24 protein-coding genes are annotated in these 25,942 nt (G+C 65.6%); 6 read left to right on the top strand and 18 right to left on the bottom strand.

All coding sequences use genetic code 11. From position 1 onward, the window contains the following. From CBW50_RS14000 to CBW50_RS13955, 10 genes are all read right to left on the bottom strand, one after another. Nucleotides 1–856 (bottom strand): protein-glutamate O-methyltransferase CheR (locus CBW50_RS14000; protein ID WP_086146123.1); only part of this gene is annotated, 856 nt, incomplete at its 3' end. Continuing rightward, nucleotides 853–1,311 carry a chemotaxis protein CheW gene (locus CBW50_RS13995; protein ID WP_086146122.1) on the bottom strand — a complete coding sequence of 153 codons (459 nt, stop codon included), beginning with the start codon at nucleotides 1,309–1,311 and terminating at the stop codon, nucleotides 853–855. The genes CBW50_RS13995 and CBW50_RS14000, both read right to left, overlap by 4 nt. A 4-nt stretch (nucleotides 1,312–1,315) precedes the next feature. Next, nucleotides 1,316–3,127: a methyl-accepting chemotaxis protein gene (locus CBW50_RS13990; RefSeq protein ID WP_086146121.1), complete on the bottom strand. Its 1,812-nt coding sequence runs from the start codon at nucleotides 3,125–3,127 to the stop codon at nucleotides 1,316–1,318. Nucleotides 3,128–3,434: 307 nt separating this feature from the next. Continuing rightward, nucleotides 3,435–4,670: an argininosuccinate synthase gene (locus CBW50_RS13985; protein WP_034759383.1), complete on the bottom strand. Its 1,236-nt coding sequence runs from the start codon at nucleotides 4,668–4,670 to the stop codon at nucleotides 3,435–3,437. Between the two features lie 69 nt (nucleotides 4,671–4,739). Further along, on the bottom strand, nucleotides 4,740–5,660 hold the full coding sequence (gene argF / locus CBW50_RS13980) for an ornithine carbamoyltransferase (protein ID WP_086146120.1): 921 nt from the start codon (nucleotides 5,658–5,660) through the stop codon (nucleotides 4,740–4,742). 278 nt (nucleotides 5,661–5,938) lie between these two features. Then, entirely contained in the window at nucleotides 5,939–8,782 is a 2,844-nt protein-coding gene (locus CBW50_RS13975; protein ID WP_226936190.1) for an ATP-binding protein, read from the bottom strand. Between the two features lie 181 nt (nucleotides 8,783–8,963). Beyond that, entirely contained in the window at nucleotides 8,964–9,419 is a 456-nt protein-coding gene (locus tag CBW50_RS13970) for a hypothetical protein (RefSeq protein ID WP_086146118.1), read from the bottom strand. 267 nt (nucleotides 9,420–9,686) lie between these two features. Next, on the bottom strand, nucleotides 9,687–10,592 hold the full coding sequence (rsgA, locus tag CBW50_RS13965) for a ribosome small subunit-dependent GTPase A (protein ID WP_086146117.1): 906 nt from the start codon (nucleotides 10,590–10,592) through the stop codon (nucleotides 9,687–9,689). Further along, nucleotides 10,589–10,954 (bottom strand): 4a-hydroxytetrahydrobiopterin dehydratase, encoded by a 366-nt coding sequence (locus CBW50_RS13960; RefSeq protein ID WP_086146116.1) that lies wholly within the window; start codon nucleotides 10,952–10,954, stop codon nucleotides 10,589–10,591. Before CBW50_RS13960 ends, rsgA begins: the two co-directional genes overlap by 4 nt. After that, the gene (locus tag CBW50_RS13955) at nucleotides 10,951–12,225 is read right to left on the bottom strand and encodes a M48 family metallopeptidase (RefSeq protein WP_086146115.1); all 1,275 of its coding nucleotides are present in this window, start codon (nucleotides 12,223–12,225) and stop codon (nucleotides 10,951–10,953) included. Before CBW50_RS13955 ends, CBW50_RS13960 begins: the two co-directional genes overlap by 4 nt. A 56-nt stretch (nucleotides 12,226–12,281) precedes the next feature. On the opposite strand from CBW50_RS13955, the gene orn reads away from it, so the two are divergent. Beyond that, nucleotides 12,282–12,878, top strand: coding sequence for an oligoribonuclease (gene orn / locus CBW50_RS13950; RefSeq protein WP_170909761.1), 597 nt, complete (start codon nucleotides 12,282–12,284; stop codon nucleotides 12,876–12,878). 95 nt (nucleotides 12,879–12,973) lie between these two features. On the opposite strand, the gene CBW50_RS13945 is transcribed toward orn, so the two are convergent. Further along, the gene (locus CBW50_RS13945; RefSeq protein WP_086146114.1) at nucleotides 12,974–13,375 is read right to left on the bottom strand and encodes a hypothetical protein; all 402 of its coding nucleotides are present in this window, start codon (nucleotides 13,373–13,375) and stop codon (nucleotides 12,974–12,976) included. Further along, nucleotides 13,372–14,316, bottom strand: a complete 945-nt coding sequence (gcvA, locus tag CBW50_RS13940; RefSeq protein WP_086146113.1) for a transcriptional regulator GcvA — start codon at nucleotides 14,314–14,316, stop codon at nucleotides 13,372–13,374. The genes CBW50_RS13945 and gcvA overlap by 4 nt, the downstream gene beginning before the upstream one ends. 317 nt (nucleotides 14,317–14,633) lie before the next feature. Here gcvA and CBW50_RS13935 point away from each other — a divergent pair, with 317 nt between their 5' ends. The 5 genes from CBW50_RS13935 to CBW50_RS13915 all read left to right on the top strand — a co-directional run bounded on the left by CBW50_RS13935 (nucleotide 14,634) and on the right by CBW50_RS13915 (nucleotide 19,569). Beyond that, complete coding sequence (locus CBW50_RS13935) at nucleotides 14,634–15,533, top strand: DMT family transporter (RefSeq protein ID WP_086146112.1); 900 nt, start codon at nucleotides 14,634–14,636, stop codon at nucleotides 15,531–15,533. Between the two features lie 226 nt (nucleotides 15,534–15,759). Further along, nucleotides 15,760–16,851, top strand: a complete 1,092-nt coding sequence (locus CBW50_RS13930) for a ChuX/HutX family heme-like substrate-binding protein (RefSeq protein WP_086146111.1) — start codon at nucleotides 15,760–15,762, stop codon at nucleotides 16,849–16,851. Then, nucleotides 16,839–17,765 (top strand): hemin ABC transporter substrate-binding protein, encoded by a 927-nt coding sequence (locus CBW50_RS13925; RefSeq protein WP_086146110.1) that lies wholly within the window; start codon nucleotides 16,839–16,841, stop codon nucleotides 17,763–17,765. The genes CBW50_RS13930 and CBW50_RS13925 overlap by 13 nt, the downstream gene beginning before the upstream one ends. Nucleotides 17,766–17,948: 183 nt before the next feature. Beyond that, on the top strand, nucleotides 17,949–18,770 hold the full coding sequence (locus tag CBW50_RS13920) for an iron ABC transporter permease (protein ID WP_253251941.1): 822 nt from the start codon (nucleotides 17,949–17,951) through the stop codon (nucleotides 18,768–18,770). A 10-nt stretch (nucleotides 18,771–18,780) separates the two neighbouring features. After that, nucleotides 18,781–19,569: an ATP-binding cassette domain-containing protein gene (locus CBW50_RS13915; RefSeq protein WP_086146135.1), complete on the top strand. Its 789-nt coding sequence runs from the start codon at nucleotides 18,781–18,783 to the stop codon at nucleotides 19,567–19,569. 21 nt (nucleotides 19,570–19,590) lie between these two features. Here the strand turns inward: CBW50_RS13915 and CBW50_RS13910 are convergent, their stop codons facing one another. The 6 genes from CBW50_RS13910 to CBW50_RS13885 all read right to left on the bottom strand — a co-directional run bounded on the left by CBW50_RS13910 (nucleotide 19,591) and on the right by CBW50_RS13885 (nucleotide 25,878). Beyond that, the gene (locus tag CBW50_RS13910; RefSeq protein WP_193068917.1) at nucleotides 19,591–20,025 is read right to left on the bottom strand and encodes a hypothetical protein; all 435 of its coding nucleotides are present in this window, start codon (nucleotides 20,023–20,025) and stop codon (nucleotides 19,591–19,593) included. Continuing rightward, the gene (locus tag CBW50_RS13905; RefSeq protein WP_086146109.1) at nucleotides 20,022–21,461 is read right to left on the bottom strand and encodes an efflux transporter outer membrane subunit; all 1,440 of its coding nucleotides are present in this window, start codon (nucleotides 21,459–21,461) and stop codon (nucleotides 20,022–20,024) included. Before CBW50_RS13905 ends, CBW50_RS13910 begins: the two co-directional genes overlap by 4 nt. Continuing rightward, nucleotides 21,458–22,528 carry an HlyD family secretion protein gene (locus tag CBW50_RS13900; RefSeq protein WP_086146108.1) on the bottom strand — a complete coding sequence of 357 codons (1,071 nt, stop codon included), beginning with the start codon at nucleotides 22,526–22,528 and terminating at the stop codon, nucleotides 21,458–21,460. The genes CBW50_RS13905 and CBW50_RS13900 overlap by 4 nt, the downstream gene beginning before the upstream one ends. A 26-nt stretch (nucleotides 22,529–22,554) precedes the next feature. Continuing rightward, nucleotides 22,555–24,078, bottom strand: a complete 1,524-nt coding sequence (locus tag CBW50_RS13895) for an MFS transporter (RefSeq protein WP_086146107.1) — start codon at nucleotides 24,076–24,078, stop codon at nucleotides 22,555–22,557. 102 nt (nucleotides 24,079–24,180) lie between these two features. Next, nucleotides 24,181–25,101: a LysR family transcriptional regulator gene (locus CBW50_RS13890; RefSeq protein WP_086146106.1), complete on the bottom strand. Its 921-nt coding sequence runs from the start codon at nucleotides 25,099–25,101 to the stop codon at nucleotides 24,181–24,183. Between the two features lie 78 nt (nucleotides 25,102–25,179). Continuing rightward, nucleotides 25,180–25,878 (bottom strand): UPF0149 family protein, encoded by a 699-nt coding sequence (locus tag CBW50_RS13885; protein ID WP_086146134.1) that lies wholly within the window; start codon nucleotides 25,876–25,878, stop codon nucleotides 25,180–25,182. Nucleotides 25,879–25,942 lie beyond the last annotated feature (64 nt).

Genomic DNA, 25,942 nt, shown 5'->3' with positions numbered 1-25,942 from the left:
GCGGTGGGACGGCAGGCGGCATGGCCGGCGGCACGCTGCGCAAGGCGTGGCGCGGCGCCACGGGCGCGACCTGCATGACGGACGCCCGCGGCGCGGCCTCCTTTTTCAGGGCGAAGGCCTGGCGGAACTGCAGCGGCGCAAAGCCGTTCTGGCAGAACGACGGCACTTCCGCATAGCCGGCCAGCAGCATGCCGTCGTCGGCCAGCAGGGCGGACAGGTTCGCGATGGCCGCGCGCGTGGTCGGTTTGTCGAAATAAATCAGCAGGTTGCGGCAGAAGATGACGTCGTAGTGGCGGCTGTAGGCGGCGATATCGAACTGCAGCAGATTGCCTTGCCGGAAAGTGACCTGCTCGCGCAGGGCGTCGATGATGCGGTAGGCGTCATCGGCCACGTGCGTGAAATAGCGTTCGCGGAAGGCCACGTCCTGGGCGCGGAAGGCGTTGCGGCCATAGATGCCGGCCTGCGCCCGCTCGATGCAGCCGGGACTGAGGTCGTAGGCGTCGATGCTGAACGCCTGTTTCGGCACGCCGCCGTCGCGCAGCGCCATGGCCATCGAATACGGTTCCTCGCCGCCGGCGCAGGGAATCGACAGGATGCGCGTGGCGCGCCCCCGTGCCCAGCGTTCCTGCACCAGTTCGACGGTGGCGTAGAACGCCTGCGGATCGCGGAACAGCCACGACTCGGGCACCACCACCAGCTCGATCAGCTGCGTCATTTCCACCGGCGTGAGCGCCTGCAGGTAGGCTGCGCTGTCGCTAAAGCCCGTCTGCTCCATGCGCTGGCCGACGGCCCGCTCGGCCACCGATTTTGACACGGACAGGCCGGTGGCGCGGCGCAGCAGCGCCTGCGCCGTCATGCCGCGCTCCCGCCCTGGAACAGCAGCGCGCGCACGTCGGGCGGCAGCAGCTGCTGCAGTTCCACCAGCTGCACGATGCCGTCGGCGTCGCTGGCCACCTGGCCCAGGAAGGGCGCCATGGCCACGCCGCTGTCTTCAAGCTTGTCGGTATCGATGTCGGCGATGCCGCGCACCTGCGAAGCGAGCAGGCCCAGGGCGTGCGTCGTCCCGCCGCCGGGCGCGCGGTAGTCGACGACGACGATGCGCGTGTCGAACTGCGCGGCGGCGGCCGGCAGTCCGGCCAGACGCGCCAGGTCGATCACCGGCACGGGCACGCCGTGCAAGTCCATCAGCCCGGCCACGTAATCGGGCGTGAGCGGCAGCTGCTTCAGTTCCAGCAGCGGCAGCACGCGCACGATGCCGGCCAGCGGCAGGCCGTAGCGGTCGCGTCCGATGTGAAAGAGCAGTACTTTCATGGGATCAGATGGTCACGGCGAAGGTCGACACGCTCGACTGCAGGTCGCCCGCCGCATATTGCAGCTGGTGCACGGCTTCGCTGGTGGCTTTTAATGACTCCACCGTCTGCTGCGTGGCGTCATTGAGCTGCATCATGGTGTCGGAGATTTGCGAGGCGCCGATGGCCTGCGACTGCATGCCTTGCAGCACGGCGTCGAACTGCGGCGTGAGTTTCTGCACCTGGTCCATGACGGACGACAGCTGCTCGGCCACTTGGCGCACTTCGCCCACGCTGCGGCGAATTTCCTCCGAGAATTTATCCATGCCCATCACGCTGGCCGACACGGCAGATTGCATTTCCTTCAACATTTGCTCGATATCCCAGGTGGAGACCGAGGTCTGGTCGGCCAGGCGGCGGATTTCCGTCGCCACGACGGAAAAGCCGCGGCCCGCCTCGCCCGCCTTTTCCGCCTCGATGGCGGCGTTCAGCGACAGGATGTTGGTCTGGTCGGCTACTTTCGTGATGGTGATCAGTACGCTGTTGATATTGCTGGCCTTTTCCGACAGGGCGGCCAGCTTGGCGTTGATGGAATCGGTGGCCGAGACCATATGCTGCATGGTCGAATCCATGCGCTTGAGGTTGTTTTGCGCTTCGGCCGTCGCGTTCGTCGTGTAGTCGGCCACGGCGGTGGCGTCTTCCATGGTTTTGAGCAACTGGCTCGTGTTGGCCGAAATTTCCTTGGTGGTGCTGAGAATTTCCACGCTCGTTTGCGCTTGCTCAATACCCGTGGCTTCCTGCTGGCGCGCCGAGGCGGCAATTTCCGTGGCCGACGTCGTCACCTGGATGCCGGCCTTCTGCACATTGTTGAGCAGGCTGCGCAGGTTTTCAAACATCTTCGCCAGGCCGTTGCCCAGCTGGCCGATGGCGTCGCTGCCCGTGATGCCGACCTTGCCCGTCAGGTCGCCCGAGGCCGCCTTGGATACCACTTCCAGCAGCGAATCGACCTTGGCGCGCAGGGTATTCGTGGCGGCCAGCTCATTGGCCTGGTTGTCCTGGATGGTTTGCGCCATGCGGTTGAATTCTTCCGTCACCTTGCCCAGTTCGTCGCGCGAGATGATGGCGGCGCGCGCGCCCTGTTCGCCGGCGGCGATGCGGCCGACGGCGTCCGTCAGGTTGTTCAGCGGACCGAGGATGGAACGGCCCAGCAGGTAGGCAATGCCCAGTGCCAGCACGACGCACAGCAGGCCGCCCAGGGCCAGCGTCAGCATCATGGTTTCCTGCAGTTTTGCCGTGTTGGCCGTGCGCTCGGCCAGCAGGCGCGATTCTTCCGCCGCCACCTCGTCGAGCAGCTTGTTGGCCTGTGCCACGGCCGGATAGCCCGATGGCGGCATGGTGCGCGCCACCGCTTCCGTGGCGCCCGGCGCATTGCCCAGCGCGCGGCGTTTTTCGATCAGGGGATTGATCCAGTCCTTGACCCAGGTGGTGGTCAGCTGGTCGATCTTGCGGAAGCGTTCCGACTGCACCTTGTTATCGGCCGTCATGGCGATGGCTTTTTGCGTGTGCTGGCTCAACACTCCTGTTTCATCCGTTTCCGGCGTCAGCGAGGTTTCATTGCCGGTCAGGATGTAGCCGCGGGTTTCGACCTGGATTTGCAGGATGGAATTGTGAATCTTGTCGATCTCGATCAATACTTCCATCGTGTGCCGGTCCCATGCATTGGCATCCGACAGGCGCGAAAAGCTGTTGTAGGCCACGCTCAGCAGGATCAGGATGATGGCCACGATCGAGCCGAAGCCCAGGTACAGTTTATTCTTGATACTCAGGTCTTTGAACATGGTGGCTCCGGAAGCGGGAAGTTTTCGACTAAGAGCGCCTAACAGAACCGTAGCGAGCGGCAGCGAGTTGTGGCTGAGAAGCGCAACTGTGCGCATGCACAGTGAGCATCGCAGGCCGCAAATCGCGACGCGCAGTAGGTTATGTTAGGTGCTCTAAATTGCACTGTAGCATTTTGCCATGCAGACAGCAAAATGGGGGCGATGTCGGGACGTGCACGGCCGTAAATCGCGGTCGAGTGCGCTCCAGACGTAAAAAAGCCGCCCGGGGGCGGCTTTTGCTGGTGCGGGAGGCGGTGCCTCCCGGCAATTACTTCTGGCCCCGTTTTTCGCGGGCGATGGCGGCGATGCGCATGCGCAAGGCGTTCAGCTTGATGAAGCCGCCGGCGTCGGCCTGGTTGTAGGCGCCGCCGTCTTCGTCGAAGGTGGCGATGTTCATGTCGAACAGCGAATCGGTCTTCGAATCGCGCGACACGACGATGACATTGCCCTTGTACAGCTTGATGCGTACCCAGCCGTTCACGGTTTCCTGCGTGTGGTCGATCAGGGTTTGCAGGGCCACGCGCTCGGGCGCCCACCAGTAGCCGTTGTAGATCATCGAAGCGTAGCGCGGCATCAGGTCATCTTTCAGATGGGCAACTTCGCGGTCCAGGGTGATCGATTCGATGGCGCGGTGGGCCTTGAGCATGATGGTGCCGCCCGGGGTTTCATAGCAGCCGCGCGATTTCATGCCGACGTAGCGGTTTTCCACCAGGTCCAGGCGTCCCACGCCATGCTTGCCGCCAACTTTGTTCAGTTCTGCCAGCACGGTGGCCGGCGACATGCGCACGCCGTTGATGGCGACGATGTCGCCTTTTTCGTATTCGATGTCCAGGTATTCCGCCTCGTCCGGCGCCTTTTCAGGGCTGACGGTCCAGCGCCACATGGTTTCTTCCGCTTCGGCGCTCGGGTTTTCCAGGTGGCGGCCTTCAAAGCTGATGTGCAGCAAGTTGGCGTCCATCGAGTACGGCGCGCCGCCGTTCTTGTGCTTCATGTCGATTTCGATGCCGGCGTCTTCCGCGTATTTCAGCAGTTTTTCGCGCGACAGCAGGTCCCACTCGCGCCATGGGGCGATGATCTTCACGCCCGGCTTGAGCGCATAGGCACCCAGTTCGAAACGCACCTGGTCGTTGCCCTTGCCGGTGGCGCCGTGCGAAATGGCGTCGGCGCCCGTGGCGTTGGCGATTTCGATCAGGCGCTTGGCGATCAAAGGACGGGCGATCGAGGTGCCCAGCAGGTATTCGCCTTCATACACGGTATTGGCGCGGAACATCGGGAAGACGAAATCGCGCACGAATTCCTCGCGCACGTCTTCGATGTGGATGTTTTCCGGCTTGATGCCGAACTTGATGGCCTTGGCGCGTGCCGGTTCCAGTTCCTCGCCCTGGCCCAGGTCGGCCGTGAAGGTGACGATTTCGCACTGGTAGTTATCTTGCAGCCATTTCAGGATGACGGAGGTGTCGAGTCCGCCGGAATAGGCCAGGACTACTTTTTTAATGTCGCTCATATTGCTTCCAGTTGTCGTTGTCGATGTATGTGGTGCGATGCTGCCGGGATTTCTGCAATTCCAGGCGAATTATTGGATTTTACCGAGTAACAGGTATTCGATCAGCGCTTTTTGCACGTGCAGGCGGTTTTCCGCCTCGTCCCACACGACCGATTGCGGGCCGTCGATGACTTCGGCGGCCACTTCCTCGCCCCGGTGCGCAGGCAGGCAGTGCATGAACAGGGCGTCGGGCGCGGCGCGGGCCATCTTTGCGCCGTCGACGATCCAGCCGTCGAAGGCGGCAATGCGGGCCGCGTTTTCCGCTTCGTAGCCCATGCTGGTCCACACGTCCGTGTTCACCAGGTGCGCGCCTGCGCAGGCGTCGGACGGGTTGTCAAAGAAAGTGTAGCGCGCCGTCTTGACTTGCGCCAGGTCAATGTCATAGCCCTTCGGCGTCGACACGTTGACGTGGAAGCCGAATACCTCGGCCGCCTGCAGCCACGAGTACAGCATGTTGTTGGCGTCGCCGATCCAGGCGACGACCTTGCCGGCGATCGAGCCGCGGTGTTCGATGTAGGTGAAGATATCGGCAAACACCTGGCACGGGTGGTGTTCATTGGTCAGACCGTTGATCACGGGCACGCGTGAATTGGCGGCGAAACGCTCGATGATGTCCTGGCCGAAGGTGCGCACCATGATGATGTCGCACATGCGCGACATGACCTGGCCCGCGTCTTCCACCGGCTCGCCGCGGCCCAGCTGGGAGTCGCGCGTGTTCAGGTAGATGGCGGCGCCGCCCAGCTGGTGCATGCCGGCCTCGAAAGACAGGCGCGTGCGCGTGGAATTCTTTTCAAAGACCATCACCAGGGTGCGGTCGATCAGTGGATGGTAGATTTCGTAATTCTTGAACTTGCGCTTGATCAGATGGGCGCGTTCGATCACGTATTCATACTCGTCCAACGTGAAATCGGAGAACTGGAGGTAGTGCTTGATCGGTTTTTTTGTCGACATAATGACCACTTGAAGATGCGCAGGCCGCCGGCGGCGTGCCTTTCCCGCCGGCTTGCATCAGCTGAAACCTCTCTCGCTGATGACGGCCTTGCCCGGCGCGCTGCTGTGTTGATCGTCGTCCGCGCACGCTGGCGGCGCGGAACGATGCGGTTTGCCACGTTGAAAATAATGCAATGGCAGGGACTTCAGCCGTTCAATTATAAGGGTTTTGCTTTTAGATTGGAAAGACCGTCCGGACGGGTACTTGTATAGGCAAGCAAGCCCGTCCTCGCAGCATGCTAGTAGATGCTGGCCGGCGCGGCGGCGTCGAGCTGGGGCGCCACCAGCGGCAAGTCCAGGGTGAAGCGCGTGCCGGCCGGGCTGCTGGCCACCTCGATGGTGCCGCCCAGCAGGGCCGTGACGATGTTATAGCTGATCGACAAGCCGAGGCCGCTGCCGCCCTGGCCCAGCTTGGTGGTAAAGAAGGGGTCGAAGATGCGCGACAGGTGCTGTTTCGCGATGCCGCCGCCATTGTCGGCAAACACGATCTGCACGCGGGTCCCGTCGAGCGTGGCGGACAGGCGCATGCAGCCCGTGCCGGCGGCGCCGTCGTTGGGCGCGGGGGCGAAGGCGTGCAGCAGGGCGTTGTTGATCAGATTGGTGATCACCTGGCCGAACGGCCCCGGATAGCTGTCCATGGCGATGCCGAAACCGATCTCCATCTCGATGCGGTGGCCCGAGCCGCGGATGCGGTTCATGACGGTGGCGATGATTTCATTGCTCACTTGCTGCAGATCAAACTGGCGCCGCTGCTCGGTGGTGCGGTCGACGGCCACCTGCTTGAAGCTGTTGACCAGGTCGGCCGCGCTGTGCAGGCCGCGCATCACCAGCGCCGCCGCCTTGCCCGCATCGTCGATGTAGGCGGCCAGGTCGGAGCGGCGCAGGCCGGGACCGTTCATCAGGCGTTCCACGTCCTCCGTCTTTTGCTGCATGGTGCTGGCGATCAGCAGGCTGTTGCCGATCGGGGTATTGAGCTCATGCGCCACGCCGGCCATCAGCGAGCCGAGGGCGGCCAGTTTTTCCTGCGACACCAGTTGCGCCTGGGCATCTTGCAGCTGGCGGTAGGCGCTGGCGTTGTCGAGCGCGATGGCGCCATACGCACACAGGGTGCGGAAGATCAGGCGCTCGCGCTCGCCATACGCGTCGGCATGGCAAGCCTGCACCGTCATCACGCCCAGCACGCGCTCGCCCACCGTCAAGGGCACGTACAGCACGCTCTGGTTATGCAGGGTGCCGGGCACCGTGTAGGCATGGCGCTTGGGCGGCACCTGGGCGATATACACTTCGCGCCGGCCCAGCAGGCAGCGCACGGAATAGGCGCGCGGATTGCTCAGCGGAATGGCGTTGTCGGGCAGGGGACGGCCCGCTTCCATGCCGTGCGCGCGCCGCAGCGCCGTGCCGGCAGGATCGAGCATGTAGACGGCGAAGGTGTTGACTGGAAGCAATGCGTGCACATGGCGGTCCAGCACCTGGAACACGGCGCCGGCGTCGAGGTGGGTGGTGATTTCCTGGCCGATGGCCGACAGGCGCTCCAGGGTGTCGCTGGTCTGCTGCAGCACTTCGGCGCGGCGCGCCTCGGAGGCGGCCAGTTCGCGGTGGTGATAGCCTTCCGAGCGCGCGTGCTCCGTCTGGTGGTAGACCTGCATGGCCGTGGCGCGGTTGTTCGCCTGCTGGGTGTGGCTTTTTTCGCGCGCCACGCCCGCGTCGAGCGCGATATCGTAGGCGCGCGCATAGTCGCCCGCGTGCGCATATTCGCGCGCCAGCGCATCGAGCAGTTCGCCGGGCGGCACATAGCCGTCGATGGAGGCGGCCACCTGCAGCGCCTGGTGCAGGAAATGCAGGGCCGGATTGCGTTCCTGCATGCCGGGCGGCGGCGGCAAGTCGTGGCGCGCATGCAGCATGGCCAGCACGCGCAGCGCCGCCACCTGGTGCATGGCGTCGCCCTGGGCGGCGGCCAGCTGGCACGCCCCCTGCGCCGCCTGGTGCGCCTCGTCCGGGCGGTCCAGGTAGGACAGCGCGTGCGCGCTGCCGCGCTGCGCCACGCTGCGGAAATCCGCTTGCCCCAGCGCTTCGGCGCGCTGCGCCAGGCGGCTGAAGGCGTCGAGCGCCGTATCGTAGTCGCCCTTGTCCAGGCTCAGTTCGCCCAAGTGCAGCAGGGCGTTGGCATAGGTGCGCGCGCCCGTGACGGGCGCCAGGGTCTGCAGCGCTTCGCGCAGCAATTCCTCGGCGGCGGCCAGGCGCCCCAGTTTGCGCAGGGTTTCGGCCGCATGCGTCTGGCAAGCTCCGATGCTGCGCGGCCAGCCTGTCGGGCGCGCCAGGTCCAGTGCGCACTGCATCCATTCCAGCGCCGATTCGTGGTCGTTCAGGCTGGCGAAGCAGTCGCCGATATTGATGGCGGCCGTGATGGCGCCGCGCAGCTGGCCGCTTTCCAGCGCCGCCTCATAGCTTTGCATGTAATGGCCGGCGGCCGTGCCCAGGTCGCGCGAGGTATGCGCCAGCAAGCCGTGGAAGTCGTGCACCCAGGTAGCCAGCGGCGCGGGCAGCTTGCCGCCGTCGGCCGGAAACTGCCTGCCCCAGCGGGCTTGGGCGGCTGGCGCATCGTGCAGGACGGCCCAGCGCGCCGTTGCCGCGTCGGCCAGGCTGGCGCGCAAGGCGTCGCCGGCGCGGCGCGCCTGCTCGGCCGCCGCCTGCAGTTCCGCATCGCGGCGCGCATGGTCGCCCCGGTCGACGGCGATCGAGGACAGCAGCCAGTGGGCGTCGGCGCAGGCGGTGCCGTTGTCGTGCGCACACGAGATGGCCTGCGCGGCCAGCGCCAGGCTTTCTGCCGCATCGAGCGAACCTTGCAGCCATGCTACTTCCGCCTGCACCAGCTGCAGGCGCGCACGCGCCTGTTCCAGTGCGGCCGGTTCCAGCCCGGCCAGTGGCAGCAATAAATGGGCTTCCTCGCTCAGCGCAATGGCTCTGGCGCAATTACGCTGGCGCAAATGCCAGGACAGCAACAGCAGCAGCGGGACGCGCCCGGCGCCGCGCAACGGCAGCAAGGCACTGTCCCACTGTGCTACGTCATGTTCGAGCGCGAACATTTCCATTCAAGCATACTCCCCGCAAACAGTGGCGCCAGCCTGCGACGGGACAGGCCATGCGTCACCGCATTGTAAGCTGCATTCAGGGGAATTGTTCAGTGTGCAGGACAGAATTGTGCGCCGCGCGCCGGCACCGCGGCATGGCGATTCATGCCCGCCGCGCCATCGTCCGGCGCCGGGTTTAGCGCGATACCAGGCGGATGCCGGCGTTGCCGGAGGCGGTGCTGGCGCTGCGCATGGCGGCAGGCATGTGCAGTCCCGGCAAGAGCTGGGCGTCGTCGATCACCACATGCTCGCCTTCATTGCTGAAGACGAAGGTCGTCCCCCGTCTGGTGACGAATTGGCCGGGTCCCGTCGGGTAGATTTCCACGGCGGGCTTTTCCTGCCATTCGCGCTCATCGATCAGGCGGCCGTAGAAATGGTTGCTTGCCTGATCGATTTGCAGGCGTTGGCCGTTCGACAGCCGGTATTGCTGCTCGATCTCGAAGGCTTGCCGTGCCGTGACGTGGTAATAGGTGCCGGACGTGACGCGCACGCTGTCGGCGGCTTGCGGCGCGGCGGCAGTCTGGGCCTGGGCGGCGCTGCCGGCGAGCGCGAAGACGGCGGCAAGGACGGGGAGGAAGCGTTTGGTATGCATGACATTCACCTTCGATCAGGGTGGCGGGATTGCTCGGAGTTAGATCGCGTGGTCGCTGGCGGGTTTCCGGCAGGGACTGGTGTCAAGTTAACAAACGCGCCGGGCCATCGCCAGCGGCAGGCGATGGATGGCGGGTTTTATGCGATGAAGCGCATAAAACGGCGAATGAACGGTTTTCGGATTAAAGTCGGAAGGCGGGCTCGGCTGCAAAATTATATTTTGCCGGCCGAGGTTTTTATATTGCGATGTTTGCTTGGCGGCAACTGCTTAATACAGCGTCTGCGCCGATTCGTGCAGCAGCTGGCCGTACAGCGTATGGCGCATCCTGGTGATCTTGCCTTCAGACAAGGCTTGCAGGATGGCGCACTGCGGTTCGATCAGGTGGCGGCAGTTGTAGAACTTGCAGCCGCCCAGGTAGGGCTGGAATTCGCGGAAAGCGCGCTCGAGCATGCCTTCGCTCAAGTGGTACAGGCCGAATTCCTGGAAGCCGGGCGAATCGATGATGGAGCTGTTGGCGCCCAGTTCGTCGAGCTTGTACAGGCGCGTAAAGGTCGTCGTGTGCTTGCCCGTGTCCAGGGCGGCCGAGATTTCGCGCACGGCGATGTCGGCGTCCGGCACCAGCAGGTTGATCAAGGATGACTTGCCCATGCCCGACTGGCCGATGAGGATGGACGACTGGCCCGCCAGCAGCGGCGCCAGGGTGGCCACGGCGTGCTCCGGCTCGGCGCGCGCCGACACTTCATCGACGGGATAGCCCATCGATGAATACGGCAGCAGGCGCTCGCGGGCCCGCTCCAGCGAGGCCGTCACGTCCGTTTTGTTCAGGATGATGCGCGCCTCGATGCCGGCCGCGTCGGCCGCCACCAGCGAGCGCGAGATCAGGTCGTCGGCAAAGCCCGGTTCCGTCGCCACGACGATGAACAGCTGCGTCAAATTGGCCGCCAGCAGCTTCGATTTGTACTGGTCGGAGCGGTACAGCAGGGTCTTGCGTTCCTCGATGCGGTCGATGACGGCCTGGTCGCTGGAGGTGCGGGTCAGGTGCACGATGTCGCCCACGGCCACATTGGTTTTCTTGCCGCGCGTCACGCATTGCAGCTTGGCGCCATCCACGTCGGCCAGGTAGTGGCGTCCGTGGGCGGCGATGATGACGCCCGTCAACTTGCCTTCGCTCATGGGGCCACCTGGCTGCTCTGGTAAATGAGGTCGGCCTTGGCGGCGCAGATGAAGTCGTTTTCGGACAGGCCGCCGGCGCCCTGGTTGACCGAATGCGTGTCGTAGCGCACGGCGCAGGTTTTGTAAGTAATGATGAGCTCCGGATGATGGTCTTGCGTATGTGTCATGTAGGCCAGGGCGTTCACGAACGCCAGGGTCTGGTAGTAATTCTTGAAGCCGAAGTCGCGGCACAGCTTGCCTTGTCGCACGCTCCATTGCGGCAGCAGCGCGTGCAGGGTGGCGACACCGGTGTCGCCCAGCGCGTGCTGGCGCGGTGCGCAGGACAGCTGGGCCAGCTCTTGCAGTGTGGATGGCGTACTCATGCGGTTGCTCCTTTCAGGTGGCGGATGCGCACGCTGGCCGGCGGATGGCTGTCGTAGAAGGCCGAGTGCAGCGGGTCGGGCGTCAGCGTCGACGCATTGTCTTCATACATCTTCACGAGGGCCGAGACCAGGTCGTCCGCCTGCGTGTGCGTGGCGGCAAAGGCGTCGGCCTCGAATTCATGCTTGCGCGAGCTGAGCGAGGCCAACGGTCCCAGCAGGAAAGTGAATACCGGCAACACCAGCAGGAACAGCAGCAAGGTCAGCGCATCCGTCGGCTGGCCCGTGAGCGCCAGCGCCACGGGATCGACGCCCAGGCCCGCATAGAACCACGGCTGCGTCTTCAAATAGCCCAGCAGCGCCAGAAAGCCCAGCGAGATGACGAACATCATGGCGATGCGCTTGACGATGTGCCTGAGCTTGAAATGGCCCAGTTCGTGCGCCAGCACGGCTTCGATTTCCTGCGGCGCCAGGCGCGACAGCAGGGTGTCGAAGAAGACGATGCGCTTGTTGGCGCCAAAGCCCGAGAAATACGCATTGCCGTGGGCGCTGCGCTTCGAGCCATCCATGACGAACAGGCCTTTCGAGGCGAAACCCACGCGGCGCATCAAGCCTTCGATGCGGCTTTTCAGCGCTTCGTCGGCCAGCGGCGTGAATTTGTTGAACAGCGGGTGAACAAAGTTGGGGATGATGATCATCATCAGCAAGGAGAACGCGCTCCAGACGAGCCAGGCATAGAACCACCACAGGTCGCCACTTTTCGCCATCAGGACAAGAATGACCCAGAGCAGCGGCAGGCCAAGTACCGCCGTGATGCCTATGTTCTTGAGCAAGTCAGTGAAAAACAGGCTCTTGCTCATCATGTTGAAGCCAAAACGTTGCTCCAGCACAAACTGCTGGTAGTACTCGAAGGGCAGGTCGATCAGGCCGGAAATGGCGGCGAAGGCAACGATCAGGCCGATCTGGTATGCCATGCCCGGGCCCGTCAGCTCGTGCATGTGCAGCGCCAGCCATTGCAGGCCGCCCAGCAAGGTAAAACCGATCAGCACGGCATAGTTGACCAGCAGGGTCAGCAGGCCGAACTTGGTCTTCGCCACCGTGTAGTCGGCCGCCTTCTGGTGTGCCGCCAGCGGGATTTTTTCCGCGAATTCGTGCGGCACAAGGGCGCGGTGGGCCAGCACGTGGCGGATTTGCCGCGAGGCCAGCCAGAAGCGCACGGTCAGGGTCAAAACGAGGACGGAAACAAACAAAATCGAAAACGCGAGTGAATACATTCTGTGCCTGTGAGAAAATGGCTGATTATTTAGTTTGATTAGGCCAAGAGAGAATTATGTCACAAGCGACCGACTTAGCTGCATCCACCCCCGCACCCACCGTGCCCGCACGTCCAAACGAAATGAACCTGGTCTGGGTCGACATGGAAATGACGGGCCTGGAGCCCGATACCGACCGCATCATCGAGGTGGCGGTGGTGGTGACGGACATGCACTTGAACCTGCTGGCCGAAGGCCCCGTGTTTGTGATTCATCAATCCGATGAAACCCTGAACAAGATGGATGCCTGGAACAAGGGCACGCATGGCCGCTCTGGCCTGATCGACAAGGTCAAGGCGTCGACCGTGACGGAAGCGCAGGCGGAAGCGGAACTGATCGCGTTCCTGAAGAAATACGTACCGGCAGGCAAGTCGCCCATGTGCGGCAACACCATCGGCCAGGACCGCCGCTTCATGGTGCGCGGCATGCCGAAACTGGAAGCGTTCTTCCACTATCGCAATGTTGATGTATCGACATTAAAAGAGCTGTGCAAGCGCTGGAAGCCGGAAATCGCCACCGGTTTCAAGAAGCACCAGAAGCACACGGCCCTGGCCGATATTCTGGAATCGATCGAAGAGCTCAAGTACTACCGCGAGCACTTTATTAAACTGTAACGTGAAGATGCCTCGCAAAACCCACTGCGCGTCGGTATAGGCGACCTGCGATGCTCACCGGCTCGGCGCCCCCGTACAGAATACGGGGGCGCTTCTTAGCCGCCTCTCCCTTCCGCCCGCTGCGGTTTTGCGGGGCGTCGCGAAGTTTCCATTACAATCGTTTCAAAGTCGAAATCGAGGCTGTGCCAAGCCCCATCCTCATCCCGCCATTCCAGCGCAAACGCTCCCGTTTGCCGTAAAGCCGCGATCCAGCGCACTTCGCCCGGCTGGCGGAAGTATTCCACGCACGGGCCGAACGGCTGGCCCAGCCGGCACAGCACCAATCCCTCGCCCGCCACGGCGCACCATTGCTCATTGACGTCGATCAAGGCCGCGGCCGGGTCGCCATAGAATTCGCCCAGGCTGGCGTGACGCCCATCGGCGGCCAGTACGCTGGCGTGTTCGTATTCGTGCTGGACAATATATGCGGCGCTGCGCGCCAGTTCGTGTGTCGTCATGCGGTCTCCACGGCGGGCCAGACGGTTTCCTGGTCGGCGCGCGCCTCGGCGATCAGCCATTCGCAGAACGCGTGCACGAGGGGCCGCGTTTCCGCCTGGGGCGAACGCAGCAGGTAGTAGCAGTGGGGGCCGCGTACCGCGTGTTCGAACACGCGCACCAGGCGCCCCGAGCGCAGGTCGTCGCCGATCAGGGGGCTGGCGGCGATGGCCACGCCCTGGCCGCTGGCGGCCGCGTCCAGGCATAGATAGGTGTGCGAAAAGCGCGCGCCGCTGTTGCCGCTATTGCCGCTGTAATGCACGCCGCAGCTGTGCAGCCAGCGCGTCCAGTCGATTTCGCCGGGCAGGTGCACCTCCGGCTCGTCGTGCAGCAGCGGGTAGCGCAGCAGGTCGGCCGGCTGGCGCAGGCTGGCCGCGTTGGCGCGGAAATCGGGGCTGCAGACGGCGGAAAACCATTCTTCCATGAGTAAATCCACTTTGAGACCCGGATAGCGGCCCGGTCCCAGGCGGATGGCCACGTCCACGCCATCGCGCGCCAGGTCGACCGGGTGCATGGACGCCAGCACGCGCAGCTCGATCTGCGGATAGCGGTCGCGCAGCCGGCCCAGGCGCGGCATCAGCCAGCGCGAGACGAGCGAGCTGGTGGCCGTCACCGTCACCACCTTGTCGTCGCCCTGGCGGCGCGCCTGCTCGGAGACGTCGGCCAGCTGGTTCAGGATGGGGCCCAGCGACGCCGCATAGCGCTGGCCGGCGCTGGTGAGCACCACGCCGCGCGGCAGGCGCTGGAACAGCACGATGCCCAGCCACGCTTCCAGCTGCTTTACGTGGTGGCCGATGGCGCCGGCCGAGACGTGCAATTCCTCGCCCGCGCGCTGGAAACCTTCATGGCGGGCGGCCGCCTCGAAGGCGTGCAGGGCGGCGAGCGGTGGCAAGGGACGTGACATGGCAGTCTTCAAGAGAATTGAGCCTCAGTATTATTCGGCCTATCCGTGAAGAATATTGGTTTGTTTCATTTTGCGCAAGCGAATATGATGCCGTCACTGCATGAAGTGACCCGCAATAGGATTCACGCACGCATCATCTTCCAGCCTTGCTTGGCATTAATATTTACAACGTCTGGGAAAACCGTCGCGAGCGGCAGTGATTTGTGGCTGAGAAGCGCAACCGTACTTGTACGGGGCCGCCGAGGCGGTGAGCATCGCCGGCCGCAAAGCGCGACGCGCAGCAGGTTTACCCAGGTGTTACTGAAAGAGGTTTAGTCATGTCTGATCGCCGCGCCGTTGCGCTGGTGTTGCTGTCGGCCGCCGGTTTCGGCAGTTCCGCCGTGTTTGCCAAGGCGGCCTATGCGTCCGGGGTCAACCCGTCGACCATGCTGGCCTTGCGTTTCGTCATCGCCGCCATGCTGTTGCTGCCGCTCGTGTGGCTGGGCGGCTGGCGCCTGCCGCGCGGCCGCCTGCTGGCCGGCTATATGCTGATGGGCCTGATGTACACGGCCCAGTCGCAAGGCTATTTCAATGCCCTCATGTATGCCAGCAGCGGCCTGTGCGGCATGCTGCTGTATGTGTATCCCGTGCTGGTGACGATCCTGGCGCTGGCGCTGGGCTGGGAAAAGCTGGACCGGCGCATGCTGGTGCTGATGGCGCTGGCCATTGCCGGCATGGCCATCACCCTGGGCGGCAAGCTGCAGGGCCAGCCGATCGGCATCGCGCTGGCGCTGATGGCCGCCGGCGTGTACGCCGTCTACATTCTGTTTGGCAACAGCCTGTCGAAAAGCCGCGAGAATATTCACCCATTGGCCGCTTGCGTGGTGATTCTGGGCACGGCAGGCCTGTCGAACAGCGCAATTGCTCTATGGCAAGGTGTTTCCTTCCCGGGCACGGCGACGGGCTGGCTGGCCGTCAGCGCCATCGCCCTGTTCTCGACGGCCATCGCCATTGCCGCCTTCTTTGCCGGCGTGGCGCAGATCGGCGCAGCCAAGGCTTCCATCATTTCCACGTTCGAGCCCGTCATCACGATGGCCTTCGGCGTCGCCCTGCTGAAGGAATCCGTCAGCGGCACGCAATTGCTGGGCGGCGCCATGGTACTGGCCGCCGTGGTCTTGCTGGCGCAGCGCCCCGCGGCGAAACCGGCCGCCATGCCGGCAGTACAGGCCAGCGCCTGAGTTCAACGCTGACATTTTCTCAACACTGATCAGTCGTATCGATCGGTCTCCTTTGGCGCCGCGACGGGTTTCCCGTCGCGGCGCTTTTTTTTTGCTCCGTCCTGCGCGCGCACAAATAAGTCTTGATTGCGAATGATTCTCATTTATAATTGATTTCAAGATTCCCCCACCACCAGCCAGCCCATGCCAGCCAGTGTTCGCCCTGAAAGGAGACACCGTGTCGAGCATGCCCCCTGTTTGCAATACCGAGCTGATCGTCAGCGAATTCGCCCGCCTGCGCCGCGAAAGCAAGGCCCGCCACCGCGATATCGCCGAGCAACTGGCCATTTCCGAGGGCGAACTGATCGCCGCGCATGCGGGCCTGTCGCTGGCCGATGGCGCCTTGCTGGGCGCCGAGCGCCTGCAGGCGGACTGGCCCGCCATCCTGGCCGCGCTGGAACCGCTGGGCGAAGTCATGGCGCTGACGCGCAACGCCTCGTGCGTGCATGAAAAGACAGGCGTCTACCGCAAGGCCAGCCACAACAGCCACGTGGGCCTGGTACTGGGCGGCGACATCGACCTGCGCGTGTTCTACCGCCAGTGGGCGCATGGCTTTGCCGTGCGCGAGGTGGACGCGGGCGGGCACGAGGTGCAGCGCAGCCTGCAATTTTTCGACGCTGCCGGCCACGCCGTGCACAAGATTTTTCTCAAGCCGCAAAGCGAGCTGGCGGCCTACGACGCGCTGGTGGCGCGCTTTGCCGACGCCGACCAGGCGGCCGGCATCGCCGTGACGGCGCCGGCGGCGCCACCGGCCGAATTGCCCGACGCGCAGATCGACGTGGCCGGTTTTCGCGCCGCCTGGGCCGACTTGCGCGACACGCACGAATTCTTCACTTTGCTGAAAACATATGCGGTCTCGCGCCTGCAGGGCCTGCGCCTGGCCGAAGCGCGCTTCGTGCAGCAGATTGACACCTCCTGCGTGCTCGACCTGCTCAACGATGCCGCGCGCGAAAAAGTGTCCATCATGGCCTTCGTCGGCAATACCGGCATGATCCAGATCCATTCGGGACCCGTGCACAAGGTTGCCGTGATGGGGCCGTGGATCAACATCCTCGATGCGCGCTTCAACCTGCATTTGCGCGAAGACCATGTCGCCAGCGCCTGGGTGGTGAAAAAACCGACCGTCGACGGCCTGGTGACGTCCGTGGAACTGTTCGACGCCAAGGGCGACACCATCGTCATGTTCTTCGGCGAACGCAAGCCGGGCGTGCATGAATTGTGCGAATGGCGCCATATCGTCGACAGGGTGGCGCAGGAGGGCGAACTATGCGCCGCATGATCGCCGCCAGCGTGGCGCGCCGCATCGCGCTGAAAAAAATGGGGGCCGGAGCGCTGGCCCTGGCCGCGCCCATGCAGGTGCTGGCGGCAGTGACCGACGCGGGCAAGCCGCTGGCCAAAGTGCGGCGCATCGTCAGCGTGGGCGGCGCGCTGACGGAAATCGTGTATGCGCTCGAGGCGCAGGGCGAGCTGGTAGGCGTCGACACCACCTCGCTGCACCCGGCCGTGGCGCAGCAACTGCCGCAGGTGGGCTATGCGCGCACCTTGTCGGCCGAAGGCGTGCTGTCGCTCGCTCCCACGCAGCTGATCGCCACCGAGGAAGCGGGGCCGCAAGCGGTGCTGCGCCAGGTGCGCGACGCAGGCGTGCCGGTGGCGGTGCTCAGCGCGAACAACCGATTCGAAGGCTTGCTCGAGCGCGTAAAGCAGGTGGGCCGGATCACGGGCCGTCCCGACCCCGCCGCGCGCCTGGCGCACAGCCTGCAGCAGCAGTGGGACGGCGCCCTGGCCAAGGTACAGCAGCGCCAGCATGCGCCCGTGCGCGTGCTGTTCATCCTCGCCCATGCGCCCAACCAGGTGATGGTGGGCGGGCGCGAGACGGGCGCCGACGCCATGCTCGCGTATGCGGGCGCCGTCAACGTGATGGGCGGCCAGGGTGGATTCGCCGGCTACAAACCGCTCACGCCCGAAGCCGTGATCGCCGCGCGGCCCGACATCGTGCTCGTCACGGACCAGGGCTTGAAAGCGTCGGGCGGCGTGGATGGCATCCTGAAACTGCCAGGGCTGGCGCAGACGCCGGCCGGGCGCAAGCAGCGCATCGTCTCGCAGGAAGCCATGCTGCTGCTGGGCTTTGGCCCGCGCATGCCGCAGGCGCTGGCCGAACTCGATGCCGCGTTTGCCCAAGCCATGGCGGCATGAACGTGGCTTCCCTGGTCTGCGCCGCGCCCTGGCGCTGGGCGCCTTGGGGCGCCCGCGGGCTGCTGGCCGCGGCCCTGGCTGGCGGCTTGCTCGTCGCCGTGCAGGCGGGCGCCGTGTCCGTGGCACTGGCCGACTGGCTGGCGCCGGTTCAAGCGGGCGACGCGGCGCTGTCCGGCGGCGCGGATGGGCTGTGGGATATCCGTNCTGGCCGGCGGCTTGACGCAGGGGCTGTTCCGCAATCCGCTGGCCGACCCGGGCCTGCTGGGCGTGAGCAGCGGCGCCGCCTGCGCGGGCGCGGCCACCATCGTTTTCGCCGCCAGCCTGCACGTGGCGCCCGAACTGCGCGTGTGGCTGCTGCCGGCCGCCGCGTTTGCCGGCGCCATGCTCGTCTGCGTGCTGCTCGACCGGGTCGCCCGCTGGGCCACGCCCGGCTCCATCGTCGGCCTGCTGCTGACGGGCGTGGCGCTGAACGCCATCACGGTGGCCGTCATGGGCCTGTGCATCTACCTGGCCAGCGACGATCAATTGCGCACGCTGACTTTCTGGACATTGGGTTCGCTGTCGGCCGGCAGCTGGCGCCAGGTGGCGGCCCTGCTGCTGGTGCTGGCGGGCGCGCTGTGGGCAACGCGCTACCTGATGCGCGCGCTCAATGCGCTGGCGCTGGGCGAAGCGGCCGCATCGCACGTGGGCGTCGACGTGGGCCGCCTGCGCACGCAGGTGATCGTGCTGGTGGCCGTGCTGACGGGGTTTGCCGTCGCCTGGTGCGGCGGCATCGGTTTTATCGGCCTGATCGCGCCGCACCTGGTGCGCACCTGGCTGGGCGCCGACCAGCGCAAGGTATTGCCGCTGGCGATGCCGATGGGAGGCTTGCTGCTGCTGTCGGCCGATACCCTGGCGCGCACGGTGGCCATACCCGCGGAAGTGCCCGTCGGCATTTTCACGGCCTTGCTGGGCGGGCCATTTTTCCTGATGCTGTTGCGGCGCTTCCGCCACGGCACGGCCTGAAAGGATGGGCATGACGCCTTTATTGGAACTCACGTTCGCCACCACGCAACTGGGCCAGCAGTATTTCGGCCCCTTCAATGTGCGGGTGGCGCCCGGCGAGCGCATCGCCATCCTCGGCCCCAGCGGCGCGGGCAAGTCGACCCTGTTGAAACTGATGGCGCGCGAACTGCGGCCGCAGGCGGGCCAGGTGGCGTTCGCGGGACGGCCGCTGGCGCAGTGGCCGCTGGCCGAACTGGCGCGGCGCCGCGCCGTCCTGCCGCAGGACTCGAACGTGGCCTTCGGTTTGCTGTCGGACCTGGTGATCGGCCTGGGCCGGGTGGCGCGCCTGGCCGACCCGCAGCTGGAGCGCATCGTGCAGGAGGCGGCCGCCCTGGCGCACGCCGCGCATTTGCTGGGGCGGCGCCTGGACACCCTGTCCGGCGGCGAACAGGCCAGGGTGCAGCTGGCGCGCATCTTCGCGCAGATGTGGGATGTGGAAAATGGCTTGATACTCGTCGACGAACCGCTGGCGGCGCTCGATCCCGGCCTGCAGTTCGAGCTGCTCGACAGCCTGCAGCAGTTTTGCGCGGCGCGCGGCCACGCCGTCGTCGCCATCCTGCACGACATCAACCACGCCTTGCTGGGCTTCGAGCGGCTGCTGCTGGTGCGTTCGGGCCGGCTGGTGGCCGATATCGCCAGCGATGCCGGCGCCGTGCCCGCCCTGGCCGCGCTGTACGGCATCGCCCTGACGACGGCGACCAGCAGCGATGGCGACGTGTGCGTCATCCCCGCCAGAAGCGCCATACGCAGGGCCGCCTGACCGACACATTTATTTACTCGCTCACCACACGTCCGCCGCGCGCGGCCGCGCCATCTGGCCGCTGCCCAGCAGCCAGACCATCAGGGCATCGGCCTGTTCGCGCGTGGCCGTCACTTCCTGCACGATGCCGAAGGCTTTCATGGCGCCGGCCGCCATGGCCTGCAGGCGCGCGCGTTCCTGCGCATCGGCTTCGACGGAGACGAGGCCACGGCAAAGGGCAGCCAGCGCCACCTTGTTGTGCTTGAGCCACAGGCCGCGCCGCTTGCGGTCGATGTGCGCTTCATCGCTGCGCTCCTCTTCGAACAGCATGACGAACGGTTCGCCGTGGCGCAGCAGGGCGTCCATGTCGTTTTCCCACAGCGGGGCATAGCCGGTGACGGCCGTTTCAGGGCGAAAGCGCACGATGGGAAAGTCGCTGACGTCGTGGATGGAAAATTGTGCGGGATTCGGTTTCATGGCGTGCTTCCTAGCGAGGTGGTTGAAAATGCCTGCCAGCCGCCGCCCAGCGCCTTGTAGACCTGGACCAGCGACAGCGAGGCGGTGGCGCGGCTGTCGACCAGCGCCGCTTCGTTGTTCAATAAGGTGTTTTGCACATGCAGCACGTTGAGCAAGTCCGTGCCGCCCTGGCGGTACTGCAGTTCCGCGCTGCCCAGCGCGCGGCGTCCCTGTTTGACGGCTTCATCGAGGCTGGCCTGGCGCCGTTCGTTGGCCTGGTAGCCAGATAAGGCATCTTCCACCTCGTGCCAGGCGGCCAGCACCGTCCGGCGGTAGGCGATGGCCGCTTCCTGCTGCTGCGCCTCGCGCAATTGCAGCTTGCCGCGCAGGCGGCCGCCATCGAACAGGGGCACGCTGAAGCCAGGACCGAAGGCGAAGCGCTTGGCGTCCCAGCCGATGTCGGACAGCTGCATCGCCTGCAGGCCGATGCTGCCCGACAGCGTGATGCGCGGATAAAAATCGCCTTGCGCCACGCCGATGGCGGCGGTGGCCGCGTGCAGCTGCGCTTCGGCGCGGCGGATGTCGGGACGCCGCCCGGCCAGGCTGCTCGGCACGCCCAGCTGCACCTGCATGGCCACGGCGGGAATGTCCTTGTCCGCCGCCAGTTCCGCCCGCAAGCCTTGCGGCGGCAGCGCCAGCAAGAGGGCGAGGGCATTGCCCAGGCGCGCTTCGCGCTGCTGCAGCGGCGGCAGGCGCGCTTCGATGGTGGCCACGTGGGCCGCCGCCTCGGCTTCGTCGAGCTGCGTCGCCGCGCCTTCGCGCAGGCGGATGCGGGTCAGGTCCAGCGTATGGCGGGCGATATCGAGCAGCTGCCGCGTGATGGCCAGGGTCTGCTGCGCGCCGCGCAGTTCGATGTAGTCGCGCGCCGTTTCGGCCAGCACGGCCAGCAGCACGCCGCGCTGCGTTTCCAGCGCCACGCCGACATGCGCGTCGGCCGCTTCCACTTCGCGCCGCACGCGGCCCCACAGGTCCAGCTCCCAGGCCGCGTCGAGGTTGCCTTGCCACAGGCTGTAGGCGGACTGGCCGTTGTTGCGCGACGGGTCGCTCAAGCCTTGTTCGCTGTTGCGCGCGCGGCTGACGCTGCCATTTGCGCCCAGCGAGGGGCCTTGCGCGGCGCCCGCCACGCCCCGTGCGGCGCGGCTTTGCTCCAGCCGGCTGCCAGCCGCCAGCACGTCGAGGTTGGCGCCGGCGGCGCGCTGCAGCAGGGAAGACAGGGTGGTATCGCCAAAACTGTCCCACCAGCGCTGTTCGAGGGCGGCGTCCTGCCGGGCGGCGAAACGGGCATCGTGCGCCTGGCGCCATTGCTGCCCCAGCTCGTGGTGCGGGCGCTGGAAGTCGCTGCCCACGCTGGCGCAGCCGGCCAGGCCCACGGCCATGATGAAGATCAAGGTTTTCATCGCGCGCTCACCTGTTGCACGTCCTGACGGCGCATGGCCGTATCGATGCGCACTTCGGCCGACATGCCCACGCGCAGGCGGCTGCCGTCATCCTGGCCGGGATCGAGCGCGATCCTGACGGGGATGCGCTGCACCACCTTGGTGAAGTTGCCGGTGGCGTTTTCCGGCGCGATGGCGGCAAACGTCACGCCCGTGGCGGGCGCGATGCTGTGCACCGTGCCGCGCAGGAGCATGCCCGGATAGGCGTCGACGGCGATCCTGGCGCGCTGCCCCTGGCGCACGTGCGTCAGCTGGGTTTCCTGCAGGTTGGCGACGACGAAGCTGCGGTTCAGGGGCACCACGGCCATCAGGCTGGCGCCGGGAGCGACCAGGGCGCCGACGCGCACGGCGCGGCGTCCCACGATGCCGTCGATGGGGGCGCGCAGCTGCGTATGCGACAAATCAAGTTCGGCGCGCTGCAGGCTGGCGCGGGCGCGCAGCAGGGCCGCTTCGGCGGCGCCTTGCTGCGCCTGCAAAATGTCGGTCTGCTTGCGCGTGGCGACGAGGGCGGCGCGGTGCTGCGCCAGGCGCGCGCGGCTCACGTCGAAGCGCGATTGCGCCTGCTGCGCGCTCTGCACGCTGCCGGCGCCCTGGCCGGCCAGGTGCTGCGAGCGGGCCAGTTCCTGCTGCGCCAGCTTTTCCTCGGCCTGGTTGGCCTCGACCAGGGTGCTGGCCTGCTCGATCAGCGCTTGCTGGCGTTCCAGAGTGGCATGGGTATTGAGCCGCTGCGCTTCGGCGCCGGCCACGTCGGCGCGGGCCGAGGCGAGGGCCGCCTGGTAGTCGCGGTCGTCGATGCGGGCTAGCAGCTGATCCGCCTTAACAGTCTGGTTGTCTTCCACCAGCACCTCCCGCACGATGCCGCCCACCTTGGGCGAGAGCACGGTGTAGTCGGCGCTGACGAAGGCGTCGTCGGTGCCTTGTTCTTCGCTGGGGGAAAACAGCAATTGCCAGGCGCAAAAGGCGAGGGCGCAGGCCAGCAGGGCCAGGCCGAGAAGAAATGCGCGCGAGCGCAGGATGGGGACATTCATGGTGAGGCTCTTTCGTGAAATAAAAGTCAGGCTGCGCGCGGCGCATAGACGCGCGTCGGCAGGATGGGAATGATCACAATCATGGCCAGCGCGATGGCGGCGACAATGAGGTACAGGTCGGACGAGGTCAGGGTGACGACTTGCGCATGCATGCGCGCGCTCAAGCCGGCCATGTCCACGGCGCCGGGCAGGTTACCCAGGCGTTCGCTGAGCACCGTCGAATGAAAGTGGTTGCGGCGCGTGATCAGCGTGTCGAGCACGCCCGTGGCGACGACGGCCGACATGCCCTTGATGGTGTTGAACCAGGCCGAGGCGAAGGGGCCGTCCTGCGGCGCCAGGCCCGTGGTGGCCAGCAGCAGCAGGGGAATCACGGCCATCGGTTGCGCAAAGACCTGCACCGCCTGCAGCAGGTAGAAGTGTGTGCGTATCCAGTCCGGCGACATGCGCGCGCCGAGCACGCAGGACAGCGCCAGCAGGGCCAGGCCGATGGCCAGCACCCAGCGGCAGTCGACGGCGCGCAGATTGCACAGGGCGGCCACCAGCGGCAGCGCGATCAACTGCGGCATGGCCACCATCAGCATCACGGGCGCCGTCTGCAGCGGGCGGTAGGCGTGCACCTGCGCCAGGTAGGACGAGGGGATCAGGATCACGGCCAGCAGCACGAACAGCACGCCGCCCAGGGTCAGCAGGGCGTGGCTGAGGTTGCGCCGCGACAGCAGCTGCAGCTTGAAGAACGGCAGCGGATGCGACCATTCATTGATAAAGAACAATACCAGCAGCAATAGACCGCCGCCCAGCAGCACGCAGATCAGCGGCGAGGCGAACCAGGCCAGGCGCTCGCCCTGCAGCAATCCGACCACCAGCATGCTGATGGCGGGCAGGCCCAGCAGCAGGCCGCGCCAGTCGAATTGACGGAAACGCTCCAGGCGCAGCGGGTCTTGCGGCAAGCCCCACGACACCATCAAGAGGGCGGCGATGCTGCCCGGGACGACTTGCCAGAACGCCCATTGCCAGCCCAGGTATTCGCTCCAGAAGGCGGCCAGCGGCGTGCCCAGGCTGGGGCCGAAGGTGGCGCTCAGCGCATAGCCGCCCAGGCCATACAGCTTGATGTTCGGCGGCAGGAAGCGCAGCGCCACCGTCATCAGCATGGGCGGCAGGGCGCCGCCGGCCGCGCCCTGCACCACGCGCAGGACGAGCAGCACGGAGAAATTCGGCGCGAACGGGCACAGCACGCCGGCAGCCATGCAGACCACGATGGCGGCCAGGGTGACGCGGCGCAGCGAGAACGTGACGGAGCACCATGGCGCGAACGCCATGGCCGACACCGAGGCGGCCGCGTACAGGGCCACGAGCCAGCTGGCGTCGTCGCGCGCGATGCCCATGGCGCCGCGGATGTCGGCCAGCGCGATCTTGGTGATGTTTTCGTTCAGGCCGGACACCAGCACGGCCAGCAGCACGCCGGCCAGGCCCGTGGCCAGGCGCAGGCCAAAGACAGGTGGGGCGGGAGGCGCGGCCGCGGGGGCGGCGCCGGGTAGGGGTACAGCGGACACAGGGAACTCCGTGGATGAGAATCAGTCCACGCAGTATAGGTAGCCGTTAATCTTGTGAAAATTGATCATTGAGGAAGTCTGAATTGCGTCTGGCGCAATGATTCATTCGTCCGGCGGCGCGCTGCCGCACAGCTCCTTGATCATCCGCCGCAGCCAGCGGTGCGCATGGTCGTGGTCGAGGCGCGGGTGCCAGGCCTGCATCACGTCGACGCTGTCGACGGGAATCGGCAGCTGGAAGGTGCGCAGTTTCAGTCCCAGCCGCTCGACGATGGGCAGCAGGGGCGTGGGCATCAGGGGCAGCAGCAGGCGCGAATCGGCCACGGCGAAGATGGCGGACTGGAAGTTGGGGCTGATCAGCGAGACCCGGCGCGTGTAGCCCCGCTCGGCCAGGGCCGTGTCGAAGGGGCCGCGCGCCAGGCCGCGCCGCGAGACGCTGATATGTTCGTACTCGGTAAAGCTGTCGAGGTTGACGGGGCCGTCGAAGATCGGGTGGTCGCTGCGGGCGATGCCGACAAAGCCGCTGCTAAACAGCTGCTGCAGCTTGATGTCGGGCGCAAAGGCGCGCCGCGCGCTGATGTACAGGTCGATGCGGCCCGCGTGCAGGGCGTCGTTTTCCGTGGCGCCATCGCCTTCGGGCACGAAGCGCAGCACCGTATTCGGCGCATGGCTGGCCAGCAGGTCGCGCAGCTTGCCGCCGTAGGCGCCGACAAACACGTCGTTGGCGCACAGGCTGAAGGTGCGTTCCAGGGTGCGCAGGTCGACTTCGCGGCCGGAAGTGAAGATCGCGTGCGCCTGCTCCACCACGCTGCGCACCTGCTCGCGCAATTCCAGCGCGCGCGGGGTGGGCGCCAGGCCGCGCCCGGAGCGCACGAAGACGGGGTCGCCGATGGCGTCGCGGATGCGCGCCAGGGTGCGGCTCATGGCCGGCGCGCTCAGGTTCATGCGCCGCGCGGCGGCCACGGCGCTGCCTTCCTCGAGCAGGATGTCGAGGGCGACGAGCAGGTTCAGGTCGGGCAGTTTCATGCGGCGATTATAGCCCGGAGGCCAGCGCCAGCGCTGCGCCGGCAGGACGCCGGCGCAGGGGGGGATGCTATAGCGTTATTACTCGGCTGCCGGCTCTGCGCCGCAGCATTTCTTGAACTTCTTGCCGCTGCCGCAAGGGCAGTCGTCGTTGCGGCCCACTTTCGGCTCTTCGCGCTTCATGGTTTGCACCGGTGCCTTGCGGCGCGGGACCCAGAAACGGTGGATGGCCGGCAGGTTCGCTTCCAGTTCCTGCGCCAGCTTGTGCGCCTTGACCGGGTCTTCCACCAGTTTCAGCTCTTCTTCCTTGATTTCGTCGGCGCCCAGCAGGTAGATCGGCTGCATCAGTTCGGCCACTTCGGAATCCCAGATTTCGTTCCACGAGCCTGGACGCAGTTCCATGCCGTCCCAGAAGCCCCAGCACCAGGCTTCGGCGTCGATCAGGGTCTGGCCTTCGTAGTCGTGTTCGACGAACAGGGCTTCGAATTCCTTGGGCGCGACTTCAAACGTCACCAGCACTTCGTTCATGAAGCGCATGATCAGGTTGACGATGCGCTCTTCTTCCTTGCCGTTCTTGAATTTCGGCGCATCTTCGGCATCTTCGCCCCACACGCGCGGCAACCACTCGGCCGGCATGATCGGTTCCGGGCCGATGGCCACGGCCGTCAGATAGCCGTGCAGCATATCCATGGTCATGGCGTCTTCGGAGCACCGGTCCGACAACAGGAATTGGTCTAATTCGTCGAATTCTTTTTCTGATAATGGCTGTTCGAGTTGCATGGCTTGCTCTTTGATTGAATGTAAGCCGCCAGTATACGCCTTGCGGCGCATCATCACCGAAGTG

This window comes from Janthinobacterium sp. GW458P, from assembly GCF_002127585.1.
Taxonomy (GTDB): Bacteria; Pseudomonadota; Gammaproteobacteria; order Burkholderiales; family Burkholderiaceae_D; genus Janthinobacterium.
This window is presented reverse-complemented; position numbering and strand designations above follow the sequence as displayed.